This is a genomic window from uncultured Shewanella sp. (assembly GCF_947501665.1).
In the GTDB taxonomy this organism is placed as follows: domain Bacteria; phylum Pseudomonadota; class Gammaproteobacteria; order Enterobacterales; family Shewanellaceae; genus Shewanella.
On sequence record NZ_CANMWS010000018.1, the window covers coordinates 24,755 to 39,984 of the forward strand.

The window sequence follows — 15,230 nt, forward strand, 5'->3', positions numbered from 1 at the left end:
GGGTTAGATTTTATTTATGCGTTATACAGTTAATAGGATAAAAATTTAAATTATTTTCCAGAAAGCTTTGTAAGCTGGGACAATTTAATATTAAATTAACCCAAGCTCAAATAAATCTCTGCTGTACATTATAATTATATCGGCTAATAACAATCCTAAATAATATCGAATAATAAATTCAACATGGTAGTCATTGTAAGAAGGTATTATTTAATAATAGCTTTTATTGTAATATAAGTTAAGTGTGGCAAGTTAATAATGGTGTGTTGTTAGTGACGTTGTATTACTGACATAAACCTCATAATACGTCTTTTTATAAAAGTGGTTATGGGGTTTTTTCATTATAAAGTAATTGAATTAATTTCCAGGTTCCTTTGAATCCTGGGACAGTATTGAGTTTAATAACCCTATACTAAAAATCCTCATTCATTAATAAAAATCAGCCAGCATATTGTTATTAAATATACTGATATTCAAATAAATCTTTAAACGTTGCAGAGCCATTATCAATAAGCCATAAAACGTTTAGCGTTAATTGAAAAGGTTCGTAGTCACAAAAATATTGCCAATCATAGTTATCTAAATGTGCTGATAACTGATTCAAAATGGTACTAACTGTTTATCTTTCTGTATTGATCACGTTTATGACAAAAACATTTATTTTCCAGAAGAGGAATATGCTGCGTGATCAAAAAACTTTAATCAATAAAACTAAAGAGAGGATCAAATATGGCCGTACAAGATACGATTCCAAAGTCGAGAATGACACTTAGGTATAATACTGAAATAAAAGGAGATTCTGAAGATGTTGAATTACCATTACGCATTTTAATTCTTGGGGACTTCTCAGGAAAAAGTTCGGAAAAAGCAGACTTTTCTGAAAGAAGTATTACAAGGTTCGATGGAAAGAATCTTAATGCTGTTTTAGAGAAGATGAAAGTGAAAGCATCGGTGCAAGATGCTGATGGGATAAGTCATAGTGTCCCAATCTCAAGTGTTGACTCGTTTATGCCGCATAGCGTTTGTAACGAGATCCAAAATATGAATGATTTAGTCAAGTTTAAAAAAATGCTGAATACGTTGCTATCAAGCATCAACAATAGCGGAAAGTTTCGTCAGGCGTTAAAGAATCTCATTGACAGTCCTGATGCCGTTGCGGCGCTAAGAACGATGATGTCGCCAAGTTATGAAGAGAATTCAACTTTTCTTCCTGCATTAATGTCATCGGAAAATCAACCCAATTAATCATAAGGAGAATGTTAGTGGCTACTGAAATATTGACTATTGATAATACTCACCTTGAAGAATTAGGTGGTAGTTTGAATTATATGCCTGAGACACTCGAATCGTTACTCGTCAAAAAGGCCAATACGAAGAGAGTCGATGATCTTAAGGAGAAAGTGGCAAGAATACTGGAGCCTGCGGCTGATTTCTTTGAAGATGATAGTATCGAAAACTATAAAAAATCGTTTATTTCCATTAAAGAAAAGTGTAATGAAGCAAAGTCGTTTCTTGACGAGAGCATAGAATCCGTCGACCGTGATTTTTCTACGTCACTTAATAGTGTCCTAGAAACGATTATTACTTCTTCCGATTTAGCCGATGAGAAGTTTTCTGAATTAACACCTGAACTTGAAGAGACCGCTAACATCGAATTCTCTATTCGAAATGCGTATTATCGAGTCGTTAAGGATGTTAACAAGCTCAATAAGAAGCAAACGGAACTTGACGATTTAGTGCTATCAGATAAAGCCTTGTTGCTGAGTGAGAACGAGCAAGCCGCCGATTATTTTTTAGGTTGCATCGCGACCGCTGTTTTTAATGAGATTCTGCCGGACGATGATGACGCGGGTTTGGCGATGGCAAATATTCGTCAAAAAGTATTGAACTTAAGTACTGATATCGACGATAAAATAAACCAACACCTTAACGCTATCTTACATGATGAAAACTTCAAAGCATTGGAGTCAAACTGGTTAGGCTTGCAAGGATTGATAGAAAGTACAGATTGGTCGGCGAATATAATGATCGATATGTTAGATTGCACCAAAGAAGAGTTAAGGGAAGATTTAGAAAATAATTCAGTTGATTTAACGAATAGTGATCTATTTAAGAAAATCTACGTTGCTGAATACGATCAATATGGTGGTAATCCTTATGGCTCCATTCTTGGTTTATATGAATTTGAAAATAGTGAACCCGATCGAAAATTCTTGAGTACTATGGGGAAAGTGGCAGCCGCGAGTCATGCACCCTTTATTTCATCTGTAGGGCCTGAGTTTTTTGGATGCGAGAGTATTCAAGAGCTTGCTGATATCAAAGATCTTGATGCACACCTGAATCATCCTAGGTTTGATAAGTGGAATGAATTACGAGGATCAGAAGAGGCGGCCTATCTTGGGATGACATTGCCTAAGTTCCTACTACGAGCGCCTTATGAAGCGAGAACGAACTCAGGCGGAATTGGTTTTGATGAAAGAATTGATATTGTAGAAGGGCATAAAGATTACCTTTGGGGAAATGCAGCACTGCTTTTTTGTAAAAATATGATCCAATCTTTTTCTGATTCTGGATGGTGCCAATATATTAGAGGACCGAAGGGCGGTGGGTTAATTGAATATCTTCCGAGCTATTCCTTTAACTTAAATGGGCAACAAGAGCTAAAGTCACCGATTGAAATGACCATTCCTGATTATCGTGAATTACAATTTGCCAATGCTGGGTTTATACCACTCATTTATCGTAAGGGCAGCTCTGATGCTTGTTTTTTTAGTAGTCAATCCATTAGAAAATCAAAGCAATATAAAGACCCCAAAGATTCAGAAAACTCTCAGTTAGTTTCAAATTTGTCATATACATTTTCTATCACAAGGATCGCGCACTATATCAAGTGCATTATGAGAGACAATATTGGCACATCGGCTACGTCAGAATACATTAATGAAGCAATCCAAAGTTGGTTATCGCAATACGTGACGACCGTTGAGAATCCAGATGATAGAACGCTTCGATACTATCCATTTAAAGCCGTCAGCGCTGAAACTGAAGAAAGAGAAGGGATGATCGGTTGGTATAACAGCAAGATATCTATTTTGCCTCATCTCCAATTTGAAGGAATGGATGTAGAGCTTAAATTAGATGTAAGAACCTGATTATTTCAATGTTGTATGGCGATATAACGATGCGCATTGCGGATATCATCAATAACCCACAAGGAAAATTAAAATGGCTAGAACATCATATAACTGTGATATTGCACAGGGCTTTAACTTTCAAAAAGACGAACAAACCTTAGTCGGACACATTAATACATTGTCAATTGCTGGTAAGGAATTTAAGCCAGATATTGCGGTGATGGATCCAACGAAAATCAATGAAAGTGGCAGTAAAAAAGTTGTCGGTATTGTGTCTAATATTGACTGGGAAGGTGGTTTTGCCAATCCAATTAGTTTTGGGTGTCAAATTTCCATTGATAACAAGCAAGCTGCGACGTTACTTCAACACAGCAACTTAAGTAATACCAGTGTATCCGTTGGTTTTTCTATTTATGAATATGACCCTAAAGCCAAAGTGTATTATATGAATTTTCATACAGAAACAGCGCCTCTGCTGGGATTAGTGAACAAATCGGGTGGCGAGCTTAATCTGCATATTGATAATGATTTTTCTACCACTATTGTCTCACCTAAGAATTTTTACTTCTGTTTAGGGGTGATGCCAGAAGATCAAGAACAAGATATCCATATGGCGGTATCCAATACGTCTAAGTTCGCTAAAAAATGGGGCGTAACAGTAAAGGCATAAAGCCGTTTACCTATCAGCTGTTTTACTCGTTAATGCCTTAATCACCATTATCAGCTGATAGGTTTTCTTAGCTGTTTGAACCCATAATAATCAATTTTAAGAGGGAAATCTCATGACACATCAAGTACCTGCACCCGTCAAGTGGGAAATTGGCCAGCCATTACTTCCTGAACATTTAATCGCACAGGAGGAGTCGTTGCTCGCTGAAGCGTCAGAGCGAGTGAGTACACTTGGCTTTCCGTCTTATGGGATTAGTAGCATCAAATGGGATGAAGCTCTGCTAGCTGAAGAGGGGTGTCTCAGTATCATAAGGTTGAGGTTATTAACTAAAGCGAATAGTGTATTTATAGATTTCCCTGGTAATAGCACGGTGTTGACAGCCCCTGTAGAATTAAAAGACCATAGAGATCCTAATGTTTATTATTATGTGCTTAAAGAAAATGGGCCGAGTCAACATCACTCAGTAACCCCACTAATCCCTAAAAATGACAATATTAGTCGCCGCTTATTTAAATTGATATTGAGCGCAAATCAAGTGCTCCCTGCTGATTTTGAATACTTGCTGACGGATCACGATGTTATCGAACAAGGTTGTCTGGGACAGTTTGAAAAACCATATAATAGTGATTGGCAACTTGCGTCTAGCTTCGTGCCACCATTAATACAGTTAGGCCGTTCACCGTATCTTGCACCATCATTGAAACAACTATTGATTGTTATGAGACGATTTAGAGCGGATTTAAGACAAGAATATAGCGCAAAAAATTTGCCGATATCGCTCTTATACGGGGTCAAACAATGCTTGCATAGTGTACAGGAAAATATTCGACTCATGGAGAATTTGAATATTTCTGAGCGTACCCATGGAGAATTAAAACTACACCCGTATTATTTGTATGAGTCTTTACAATCGCTATTAACGGATATCACATTATATCGAGGGGAGTGGCCAGAAAGAGAGCCGAGTCCCTATCGTCATCAAGAATTACATTCGTTGTTTAACCATCTGATTAATCAGTTAGTCCTGAGAATGAAAATCAATAAAAGTGAGTCACAATGTTTTGAACTCTTGTTGACTGATGGTGTTTATTCATCACCGCTTCCGCCGGGCATTAAACAAGATGATAAGCTCTATCTCGTCGTTGACTGTCACAATCAGGCACCATTAGACCATGATGATTTACCAACACTTAGCAGTCGCGCGCGAGTGCCAGTACTCAATGATTATGCATTGCATGGTGGGGAGTTACTTCCCGTTGACAATCCCACTTTTGGTTATGAGTTTGGTGACAATATTCAATGTTTCGAGCTTGTACCATCGGCTGAGAGGAAACATATTCAGCAAGATAATGATGTCGGGTTTTACGCCCAATCAGCCTATCGCCATATGAGCTTTTATCTATACCGAAAGCTACCCTTCGAAATAAGTGAAAAAGTCGAGTCTTTCTAACGTCCCCTAGAGATTAAAAGGAGAGTGGAATGGGTACCTTGATTTGTCGCGTAGAGTTAAACAAAAATGATGGGGTGACGATTACAGTTGATAACAAATCAGGCCGAGTAAAACATACCATTGTACTGGATGGCAGTTCAATTACCACGCAGAGTGTGAGTGTCAGTAATACAAGTAAGATAGTACAAACCCCTAATGCGGTTTCTATTGATTGTAAACACTTCAATGTTAAAGCAGATACCATCAAATTCACGTCTAAAATGTCGACCAGCATGTCTAGCGGGTCATCTTTTAATATTGACAGTGGAACAACCATGACCGCTGATGCCAAAGCAATGGCAACGATTAAATCGGCTACTGTCAATATTAAGGGGCAGGGGTTGGTTAAGGTTGAAGGTGCGATGATCAAGCTTCAATAATGTGCAGTGTATTTGATAAAAGCATTGGTCGACCGTTTTAGTCAACGTGATGAATAATAATTTGAGGTTATTCCTGATGGAACTTAATTCAGAACTCCAAACAGCCTACAGTGATGAAATTGCCTATATTAATGACTTTCGTCATTTTTACACCGAGCGCTTTATTGATGCGCCTATAGGTGAAAATAATCCAGAAATTAAGAAGTTGGTAGAATCAATAGCATTGTTACTCGCGAGAAACCGAGTGACGGGGGAAAAACATATCGCTCAACTGTATAACCGACTTTTTTACCAACTGTATCCTTATTTAGTCTCGCCACTACCCAGCATGTCACTCATTAAAGTTAATCAACAGAACCTAGCTGAATCGCTAGTCTTGACTCGAGATACAGCGATGATTTTATCGACTAATGATGGTGAAGAAGCGATTTTTAAAACATTGTTTGATCAAAAAATACAGCCAGTTAAACTCGATAATATAGAGTGCTTTGGTGGTAAAGTGAATCAATCAACACTAAAAATAACGGTTTCAAATTTATCAGAAATCCCTCATTGCTTGGATGGCATGAATCTATTTTTACGGGTTGGTGATGATCTGATATCGACACTGAAGTTGCAACAGTTATTGAGTGATAGCAGTATCTCGGTGCATGCTGTATTTGATGGTGGAAAACGAGTTGATTGCCAATATTTCGTGGGTAGACCTAAAAGCTGTCAATTACAATCGAGTGGTTCGTTTTCAGACATCAATCCGGTAGCGTTAGCACGGTATTATTTTCATATGCCGCTGCAAGCGTCTTATTTTAATATTGATCTCATCGAAGCACCGCAAAGGTGGCAAACCTGTACTTTTGAAATTGTCTTAGACTGCTCTTGGCCGGAAAGTCTCCGGTTAACAAAAGACATGTTTCAACTTAATGTGATTGCTGTTGAAAACAGATTGCCGGATGAAGCAAAGCCGATTGAGTGTGATGGTATTCAGTCGAGTTATCCAATTATGCCCCCTAGCGATAAGCCTGATATGGAATTAAGCCAGATAGAAGGCGTTTATCTGATTGAAGACAACCAAAGAATTGCACTGCAAACGGGGGTGATAAAAAACCAGCCTGGAAATTATGAAATCCATTTAAACTCAGTTAATGGCAGAAGGTTACCTGCTTTATCTTTGAATATGCCACAGTCATTTGAAGAACCCGTACAAATAGTTGTTCAGGCACTGTGGCACCAACCCGCGTTTAAACAGCAACTGTGGAAAGATATTTCTGTGCGTTTTTATGACATGGACTGTCCAGAACTCAGCTTACAGTTATTGCCTAATATTCAGCAAAAAATAGTGCCTTACCAAGACCCTGTTGAGTTGACCCCAGAGCAGTATCTCTCTTTATCAGCCTTGAAAAATAAAGCGAAACTCGAGGTAGGAGACATTATCCTCATGCTCGATTCACTCAGCAGTGTGTGGGCAGGCGACTATAAGGTAATACGATCATTGATAAACACGATTCACGCAAGAGAGTCGACATTTATATTGGACAGTGGCAGGGCGTGCAAAGGGTTAGAGTATGTGTTATCGCTGCATCATGTTGATCATTATCTTGAGCCATTAGTCATCGATTTTAACCGACGTTTAGCACACCTATTAACCCATTGGATTAGTGCAATACCCATTAAAATAAAATGTGACTATCAGATGTAGCAGCACAATGGCTGATGACGACTTGTGTGACAATCACAATGCCAACTTTCTCATTGAGTTAATTAATCTCGAGAATAGTAGAGTCAGAAACAGTCGAATGGATAACTAAAAATAACCTATAAAAACAGGAGGAATTATGAAGGTTAACGGTTGGAAGACTATCTATCGTTTTATCTGTGAGAGGGAGCAACTTCTAAGCGGCAGATCATTTGAACAGCAAGGAATGATACAGGGAGTCAGTGCCGAATTGTCAATCATTGAGCCAGAGAAGGTCGCCAGTAATATTGAGATAAACTTAATTGAATCTGCTCTTCTCAGTGCATTAGATAAATGTGAAGCATCCCTTCTGCAAGAACTTGAGCCAGAGAAAGTCAATTGGATAATGATCGCGTTAACTATCTATAGCGATGAATGTGCTCGTATCGCTCAAAATGGCATTGATCCGGTAAAATGGCGAGGGGTACAACATTCAAAGCTTAATATTCGTTCAGGAGGTCATTATTTTTACACTTGTTTGGATAAACTACTCGAGCAAAGTGAACTGATGGTTGACGTTTTAGATGTTTATTACTTCTGTTTAAATCAAGGGTTTGTTGGACGTTACTATTTAGATAATACAGCAAAGCAATCTTATCTCGATAAGTTGGAAGAGGTGATTAGTCAGGTTATCAGGCCTAACCCTTATGCTTCAGTGGTTCAATTAGAACGATTTCCTATGAATAAATTGCAACCAGAATTGTCAATATGAGTACATTTTCTTTTGCAATTGAAAATAAGATAAAAGCGAATTTGGTCCGATTCGACTTGCTTGCATTATATAGGCTGTTGAACCACTACGGTTTTGGTGAAGATAAAATTTGGTTTACGAGTAATCACTCACTCGCATCACAAGATCGACTAATAGAAGCCATTTCCTTCTATGGTGAAGAAGTCCAAATTGTTATCAATTTTGGTATTCTTGGTGCACAAACACCATTACCGTCGTTTTGGTTAAAGCAAATTGAAACCGATGAAGTTGATGGAAAACAACTTAGTAAAGTACTTGGGTTTTTAGATCACCTCGTTATTCAAGACTTTATCGGGCAAATTTATCCAGAATTGAATAGTCAATATTTTTCAAATTGGGCGACGCTTGTAAAGCAGCATATGGTATTAGAGTGTATGCCGACCGATACCAGTTTGCACTGGCTCTTTAAACTGGTCTTTCCCGAGTTTAATTTGACATTTTCTCAGAACACTGCAGGCGTAACACTGGGATCAAAGTCATTAATTTTTGGTCGAGCGAATATGGGATCCCTGACGACATTAGGTGGAAAGGCCAAAGGGGCGAACCTAAATCAATTGGTTGAATTGAAACTTAAAACAAAAGACTATCGCTTTTATTTTAATTGGGAAGAAGAAATTAAACGTCGTTTGCAAGATTACATTTTTCCTTTGCTTGATGACAAAGAAATATATTTGACGATTAACTTTCAAACTGATGAACCCTTGCAAGATATCCATCTTGTTAATTTGAGTCGATTAGGTATTCATTCCTTAAGTACTGGCCAGCAAGCATTGAGAGGTGTCGAGGTGCATAGTGGTTTTGTCAGGCGAGTTAAGCCCCTAAAACAAAATAATAGTGATTGGACAGACAAATGCCGAATTCAGGTTTAGCGCATCTTATTAGCGACATTAAAATAGAGAGTGATTTCTCAGACATATTGATAGAGAAAAACTTTCAACAGTTTTCTGGATGGTGGATAAATGGAGACTTTACAAGAATCATTGAGTTAGGCGATGAAATCATACCGACAGATGCCTATGATATTAGAATGACATTTTATTACCTCTATAGTAGCTGGGTAACGGTTGAAAATCATTGTTTTGAAAATGTGTTGAAAGTCGTAGAAAAACTGCTCATTGAGTATGGTAATTTGCCTGAAGCAAACGTCGTGTTGGCGTCAAACCTTAGCGATTCTATTCGGTTGTTTCTAAAAAAAATATTGAAACGTCTAGAACGATTTAAGCCCTCTTTAGGGACTATCCAAGAAGATATCAATGATCTTTATGACAGGTTAGAACGGATAAAAGTCACGTTAGAACAGTATCCTGAGTTACAAGTTTCTTGTCCGTTTATTGAAGATATACAAGCAATCTATTATCCATTGCTGTCGGCTCAAGGTGAAGAGGAAGAGATAAAGGCTGATGGTTCTGCACAGTCATCAATGACTCCAGCAATTGACTCTGTTAATACTCAACTGATTAACTCTCAATCGGTTAACATTGACGGTGAACGCTCATTTCCATTAGCCCAGTTGATGGAAAAAATAAGACTACTTGAGGTATTAGTGCAAAGAGATGAGCTTTATAAGGGGGCTGTCGTGGTAGAAAATATTCAATATGAGTTAGCGAACTTCAATCCGCTACTTTATTTTCCCAAGGTATTTTCGCGTTATACCGCGATTAAAGCGCAAAATTCGGCATGCTTTATGAAATACATTCACGCCCATGAACCCAATCAATGGCAAGCGTTAATGGAAAACTTGTCGGTTGATATAGACAGTTTTAAAGCACTTGAAATAACGCCTGAAGCACCGTCAAACGCTGGAAATAATTATCCAGAAGATGACGATAATGACTCCTATCGTTAGCAACACTATCGTTAACCACACGACCCTTCACCACATGAGCCGTTAATCAAATGGGTAAAAGGGGATCTTAATAGGAGTGAACTGATGGTACCTCAATGGTATAAGCAAGCAACTAACAATGCCAAAGCTAATTCCACACCACAAATAGAAGAGCCTCCAATCATTGAGAAGCTGTCTAAAAAACTGACATTGACGATTGAAGGGAAAGAGCATTTGATACCTGGCGCGAATATCAAAGTGCTGGAGGTTGAGCTTAATAGTTATGGTTTTGATGGTAGGTTAGGTTTCTGGATGGGTACCGATAAAACGCCCGATAAATTAGTGACCCCTTTTTCTACTGAAGCGATCATTGATATTAAGTTAGAGATATTGCCCACCATCGATCATGGTGAAGACGATATCAAACCTTTGACCTTTAAAGCAGTTGTTAAAGAAAAATCCCTTCACGAAAAACAATACTTGGCGATGGACGCAAGGCCGGTGCTTTATCGATATTATGAAATCTGGTTTTGTGATGCCGCGCAAGCACTTTGGACGCAACACTACCCTTGTGAGTTAGAAATTAAGTCGACAATGCGCAAGATCATCGAAAACCAAGTGAATGCAAGAATAAAGGTTGAATACAGTCACTCAGCATTAGAAGAAGAGCAGCCATTGATTGCGCTTGGTTTAGCCTTGACGAATGGACACAGTTCAATTGCAACGGGACCACAAAATCTGGCCAGTTTTTACGATTTTTTAATGCTTTATTTGATTTCGGTTGAAGGGTATTGGGTATATGACTATAAAAGCCACCAATACAAAATTATAGATAAGAAAAAACCGGAAGACAAAATAGAAGAATTTTTGCCTCATGAAGTCAAAAAAATCACCTCGGTGTGGCCTGAAACTCAACGCCATGCCCTTCGATTAAATAACGGCATCGCCGAAGGCGCTAAGACAGAAGTGATTAAACAAACGTTTAGCCATGCAAACATTTATCATGATGTGTTGTATCGAGAGCCCATTGTCGCAAAATTTGATCATTCAAAAAAGAAACAGCAAGCATTGTTGGGGGCCCATGGTGAAGAGCTGCTTGCAGAGCTGTCACAGTGGCCACTACAAAATTATTACCCAGGTTGTAATTTTAGGGTGGATGAAAAAGTGTGGGGCAAGACGGCACTGTTTTCAAATAAAAAATATCGTAGTTATCAAATAACACTACGAACCCATGCCGTTAATTCACACCAAGAAAATGATCTGGATGCAATATCAACAGAGTACTTTTTACACTACGAGGTAAAAGCAGAGTTACTAGAAAACGCCTGTAAACGCTTTCCAGATTCAACACCGACGAATTATCCCTTCTTTGTCGAAGGAAGGATTGTTAGTGGCATTGGCGATAAAAAAGATAAAACCTATCATATTCAAACAAATGATAAATCTAGGCAAGAAGAATATGAAGTGTTTATTCCGCTTTGGGGGAAGAAAATCAAAGTCTTTTTTGAGCCAGATTTTCTTAATGCTCATTTTTATTTCCCGTTATACAAAGAGACAAGAGTATTGGTGAAATTTGACTTAAACCGCGCTGCAATTGCCAAAATATTGAGTTGGGGTAAAGATGTTAAGTTGCCGCTTGGCTCCCAAGGTAATCATATTCTCTTTGGAAAAAATGAAACCGACCAAACTGCGCTCAAACATGAATATAAGCAAAGTAAACCGGTACTGAGTTTAAAGCGAATAAAAGGTAAAGACACGGAACTGATCCAATTAGAAGAAGGGAGTCTCATTCTACAAACGCGTGAGGAATAATCTATGCCTAAATGTGTGAGTATGGGGGCACTGATGAAGTGTCCTTTTGGAACGATCCCAGCAGCGCTTATTGTGCCACCGATAAATAGAGTATTTGAAACGACCCCAGGTGCCAACATTTTAGATCACAAACCTATGATGAATATTCCGACGTTTGGCCCCTGCAAATCACTCGCTTTTCCCGCAACAGCCGCCGCAACAGCCGCCGCGTTGGGAGCGTTAACGCCAATGCCTTGTATACCCGGCACTATGGCGCCTTGGGTACCTGGCGATCCAACGGTGTTGCTAGCGGGCGCGCCAATTTTAACCAAAGACAGCAAGCTCATGTGTATGTGGGGTGGTGTCATCGAAATACAACAACCTGGACAAATAAAAGTAGAGGCTATTTTATGAATAAGTCAGTCATATCAATCGGCATATCACTGTGTGTGATGTTTTTAATCAGTGCCGTTATCTTTATTCTATTGAGGAATATAGTGGGTCAAGAGCAAGTCGTATCAGAGGTCTTGCTCACAGATTTAAGCAAAGGGGCTATGGTGTTGGCTGTCGTTGTTATCAGTGCCATTATTTTTTATGTTTTGTATCAATATTGGAAAAAATACCAAGCTTATACGCGAAAACTGCTCATTATTGGTCATGAGCAACCCAACCCTGTCAAGCTGGCGGAGCTGTATGCTAAACATCACGTGGGTGAAAAAGTCGATCCCATGTCTATTCCCAGTGAGTTTATTGGGGATGTGTTACCAAAAACGAAACTGCAACTAATGAAATTACGGGGATCGTTTTTCTATCCATCATCACAGATCATGTTGACCTTTAATGCGCGACATTTGACGTCGTTAACCACCGAGGCTATTCATCAGCTAATTCATGACATTAATTCAATTATTGGTGAACTAACTGCTTGGCGTAAAAAAACCGACGTGATGCTGGTGGTGCACAACATGCAAAGCATGGAAGGATACGATGCCTTTGAAGCGCACGCATTAGAATCAACAGAGTATTGGTATATTGATCAAGGTCAATCATTACTGAATGCGTTTAATTATTATCAAGCCAAGGCACTTAATCGACAAACCCAGATCCCAGCAACAGATTTTATTAAGTTATTGGCTTTCTTTAATGCTTCTGACAAAAATATTTGCCCACTTGATGTGGTGATGACGTCTTTTGCACAAGTAGGCAAGCAAAGAGGGGTATTGCAGTTTATATCGGGGGGGTGAACTGTAAATTTAAATATCAAAAAAAATGATAAAACAACAATAAAGTAGAACTTTGCATAGATAGCACGATGCACAAAGAATATAAATCATTCTATCTATTTGCAATGTAGCTATGCAATTTAAGAATTACCTGTATCAAAATTCCAACTGTCATCTACGACAATAAGAGAAACGGGTTAATTCTAAAATACTTATCAATTTAAGCTAATCAAAGCGAGTTATTCTCGCACTATTTATGAGGTGAATTATGACTCTAGAAAGATATGACCGAGATACAAAGCTAACTCAGTACAAAGTCAAAGGTAGGGGAGGGAAAGGCAGTGATAATGCAAGACAAGTAGCGGAACGTCAATATAGAAAACAAAAGTGTGCAGAATTAACTAATGACCTGAATCGACAAATTGAAGAGGAAGCATTACATTTAGGACATATGGTTCGTTGGGATGAACGGTTTGATCAAAAATGTGCAACGGTTGCAAAGTTTTCTGCCGCGATAGTACTTGCGGGTCTTAAAAGTGTACCTTTTGTAGGGGGGTATGCTGGTCTCTTACAAAAAATAATAAGAGATCCGTTGAATGGGACATACGAGGTTCTCAGATCAGGTCATGGTGATGCAAAAGGCACGGTATTTTCCGGGGGAGGTTTTAGTCTCTTTGGCGACCATTCAAATGGCGTTAGCTCTGCTTTAACTGTTGATGGTGCAAAGGGATATAATTTGTCGACAGGAAACCCTACTTTGTTTCAAGATGACGATCGAATGAAATTGGAAAGAATGGAGTTGGAATGGGTGAGTTGTGCATCTAAGGAGTTAAAGGGAAAGTTCGATGCTCTGACTAATAAAAGTAAATATCGTATGAATAAGGATATAGTGAAAAAGTTAGCGTTTGAAGTAGATCAACATGAAGAAAAAGTAATACATAAGCTACGCTTCATATATATTAATGAAGTTAACGCTGCTAAGTTAAAAGTGCTTGCTGGAATATCGATAGCAGACATTAGTCAAAAGGATGGAATACGAGACCTTGAAAGTGGATTGTTTACAGATAAACAAGGGGAATTAATATCTTTAGCTGATATTAATAAGTTGGGTGTTAATGCTAGTTCTTACATGACAAAAAATAGTCGGATGTGGAAAACACTACACAACCTTAGAACTAATATAAATAACTTTCAGGACCAAAATTACAGTAAGTTACTCAAGGGGACTTCCATTACTAGTGGAGAGACATTTGAGTTGCTTAATTCAATAACTCGATCTAGGGTTCATTTAACTAAGGCAAAATATGTCGCTTACAAAGACGAGTTAATAGGAAGTAATTCAATTGTTTTCGACAATCGAGTCGACCTGCACGTCAAAGGCTTAATTGATTCATTACCCTACAAATCTATTAAAAAATATGATAATAAGAAGCGGGCAAATAAACTGGCAGTAGCCTTGTCACTAATTCATGAATTAATTTCGGCCTATTTTGGGTCGACTAGAATCTGTTCATTACCTCCAACATTAAATATGTTAAAAGTTGTAAGTTATTGTTTGTCTGATTGCGCAGCTAGTGCGGCATATTTCATGACTGATGAAAGAAAGGTTGAAGCTGGTTCCAAATTAATAAATTGGAGAGATTGGTTTTGGGCCTATTTAAGTAACATGCCAGAGACTAAAGTTTTTAGAGAAAACTGTAGAGAGAATGAATTGTTTAGACAGTTTCAAACAACGGATTTTCCTGAATATGTAATCGGTCTAGTAATGTTCAACAAATTAGACCTCAGTGTACTGCCCAATAGCGAGCAGAGTTATCATCAGCTGCGGTCAAAAAAACTTGAAACGATAAATATGTCTAGAGAGTTTAATCATAGATTTGACAAGGTAATAAAAACTACGAAAAAAAACCTTCCAGCATTGGGGGGACACACGTCAAAAACAAAAGAAGAGAAAGCAACTGCGGCTAGATTGTTTTTAGGGTTAACTCCAGAACAAAAAGAACAAAAATACGCTTCGAAAGCAGATTTTTATGACGATTCAGTATTCCTACCTTGGTTAGATTACAAAGCAACATACGACATAATGCAAAATAAGAGAGAACTTAGTAACGATCTTCTACAATACCACAAGAAAACTCATGAGGTGTTAAAGTTGCTATTAATTAAGTCTGGTTTAAGAAAAGACATAGTTTCTAGTAATTAACCAGAACATCCATCGTTAAGTGCAAAATATTAACC

At 38.2% G+C, this 15,230-nt stretch carries 13 protein-coding genes; all 13 read left to right on the plus strand.

The window, feature by feature from the left end; genetic code table 11:
• The first annotated feature begins 729 nt into the window (after positions 1 to 729).
• The 13 genes from tssB (at position 730) to Q0976_RS14765 (ending at position 15,195) form a co-directional block, all read left to right on the plus strand.
• The gene (gene tssB / locus Q0976_RS14705; protein ID WP_299494618.1) at positions 730 to 1,245 is read left to right on the plus strand and encodes a type VI secretion system contractile sheath small subunit; all 516 of its coding nucleotides are present in this window, start codon (positions 730 to 732) and stop codon (positions 1,243 to 1,245) included.
• A 17-nt stretch (positions 1,246 to 1,262) separates the two neighbouring features.
• Positions 1,263 to 3,152 (plus strand): type VI secretion system contractile sheath large subunit, encoded by a 1,890-nt coding sequence (tssC, locus tag Q0976_RS14710; RefSeq protein ID WP_299494619.1) that lies wholly within the window; start codon positions 1,263 to 1,265, stop codon positions 3,150 to 3,152.
• Between the two features lie 73 nt (positions 3,153 to 3,225).
• A complete protein-coding gene (locus Q0976_RS14715) occupies positions 3,226 to 3,804 on the plus strand; it encodes a hypothetical protein (RefSeq protein ID WP_299494620.1) in 579 nt (192 codons plus the stop codon).
• Positions 3,805 to 3,916: 112 nt separating this feature from the next.
• Positions 3,917 to 5,254 (plus strand): type VI secretion system baseplate subunit TssK, encoded by a 1,338-nt coding sequence (gene tssK / locus Q0976_RS14720; protein ID WP_299494621.1) that lies wholly within the window; start codon positions 3,917 to 3,919, stop codon positions 5,252 to 5,254.
• A gap of 29 nt (positions 5,255 to 5,283) precedes the next feature.
• Positions 5,284 to 5,673, plus strand: a complete 390-nt coding sequence (locus tag Q0976_RS14725) for a hypothetical protein (protein ID WP_299494622.1) — start codon at positions 5,284 to 5,286, stop codon at positions 5,671 to 5,673.
• A 76-nt stretch (positions 5,674 to 5,749) separates the two neighbouring features.
• A complete protein-coding gene (locus Q0976_RS14730) occupies positions 5,750 to 7,366 on the plus strand; it encodes a type VI secretion system baseplate subunit TssF (protein ID WP_299494623.1) in 1,617 nt (538 codons plus the stop codon).
• A 136-nt stretch (positions 7,367 to 7,502) separates the two neighbouring features.
• A complete protein-coding gene (locus tag Q0976_RS14735; protein WP_299494624.1) occupies positions 7,503 to 8,114 on the plus strand; it encodes a DotU family type IV/VI secretion system protein in 612 nt (203 codons plus the stop codon).
• The gene (locus tag Q0976_RS14740) at positions 8,111 to 9,022 is read left to right on the plus strand and encodes a hypothetical protein (RefSeq protein WP_299494625.1); all 912 of its coding nucleotides are present in this window, start codon (positions 8,111 to 8,113) and stop codon (positions 9,020 to 9,022) included. Before Q0976_RS14735 ends, Q0976_RS14740 begins: the two co-directional genes overlap by 4 nt.
• Positions 9,004 to 9,999, plus strand: a complete 996-nt coding sequence (locus Q0976_RS14745) for a type VI secretion system protein IglI family protein (protein ID WP_299494626.1) — start codon at positions 9,004 to 9,006, stop codon at positions 9,997 to 9,999. The genes Q0976_RS14740 and Q0976_RS14745 overlap by 19 nt, the downstream gene beginning before the upstream one ends.
• Before the next feature lie 84 nt (positions 10,000 to 10,083).
• Positions 10,084 to 11,790: a hypothetical protein gene (locus tag Q0976_RS14750; protein WP_299494627.1), complete on the plus strand. Its 1,707-nt coding sequence runs from the start codon at positions 10,084 to 10,086 to the stop codon at positions 11,788 to 11,790.
• A 3-nt stretch (positions 11,791 to 11,793) separates the two neighbouring features.
• Positions 11,794 to 12,183 (plus strand): DUF4280 domain-containing protein, encoded by a 390-nt coding sequence (locus Q0976_RS14755; RefSeq protein WP_299494629.1) that lies wholly within the window; start codon positions 11,794 to 11,796, stop codon positions 12,181 to 12,183.
• Positions 12,180 to 13,013, plus strand: coding sequence for a hypothetical protein (locus tag Q0976_RS14760; RefSeq protein WP_299494630.1), 834 nt, complete (start codon positions 12,180 to 12,182; stop codon positions 13,011 to 13,013). Before Q0976_RS14755 ends, Q0976_RS14760 begins: the two co-directional genes overlap by 4 nt.
• A gap of 247 nt (positions 13,014 to 13,260) precedes the next feature.
• Positions 13,261 to 15,195, plus strand: a complete 1,935-nt coding sequence (locus Q0976_RS14765; protein ID WP_299494631.1) for a hypothetical protein — start codon at positions 13,261 to 13,263, stop codon at positions 15,193 to 15,195.
• Positions 15,196 to 15,230: the final 35 nt, after the last annotated feature.

Bases quoted from the DNA above. Each gene is read 5' to 3' on its own strand.
- Q0976_RS14725 (WP_299494622.1), top strand. From the start codon at position 5,284: ATGGGTACCTTGATTTGTCGCGTAGAGTTAAACAAAAATGATGGGGTG.
- Q0976_RS14755 (WP_299494629.1), top strand. From the start codon at position 11,794: ATGCCTAAATGTGTGAGTATGGGGGCACTGATGAAGTGTCCTTTTGGA.
- tssB (WP_299494618.1), top strand. From the start codon at position 730: ATGGCCGTACAAGATACGATTCCAAAGTCGAGAATGACACTTAGGTAT.
- Q0976_RS14730 (WP_299494623.1), top strand. From the start codon at position 5,750: ATGGAACTTAATTCAGAACTCCAAACAGCCTACAGTGATGAAATTGCC.
- Q0976_RS14735 (WP_299494624.1), top strand. From the start codon at position 7,503: ATGAAGGTTAACGGTTGGAAGACTATCTATCGTTTTATCTGTGAGAGG.
- Q0976_RS14760 (WP_299494630.1), top strand. From the start codon at position 12,180: ATGAATAAGTCAGTCATATCAATCGGCATATCACTGTGTGTGATGTTT.
- Q0976_RS14750 (WP_299494627.1), top strand. From the start codon at position 10,084: ATGGTACCTCAATGGTATAAGCAAGCAACTAACAATGCCAAAGCTAAT.
- Q0976_RS14745 (WP_299494626.1), top strand. From the start codon at position 9,004: ATGCCGAATTCAGGTTTAGCGCATCTTATTAGCGACATTAAAATAGAG.
- Q0976_RS14740 (WP_299494625.1), top strand. From the start codon at position 8,111: ATGAGTACATTTTCTTTTGCAATTGAAAATAAGATAAAAGCGAATTTG.
- Q0976_RS14715 (WP_299494620.1), top strand. From the start codon at position 3,226: ATGGCTAGAACATCATATAACTGTGATATTGCACAGGGCTTTAACTTT.
- tssK (WP_299494621.1), top strand. From the start codon at position 3,917: ATGACACATCAAGTACCTGCACCCGTCAAGTGGGAAATTGGCCAGCCA.
- Q0976_RS14765 (WP_299494631.1), top strand. From the start codon at position 13,261: ATGACTCTAGAAAGATATGACCGAGATACAAAGCTAACTCAGTACAAA.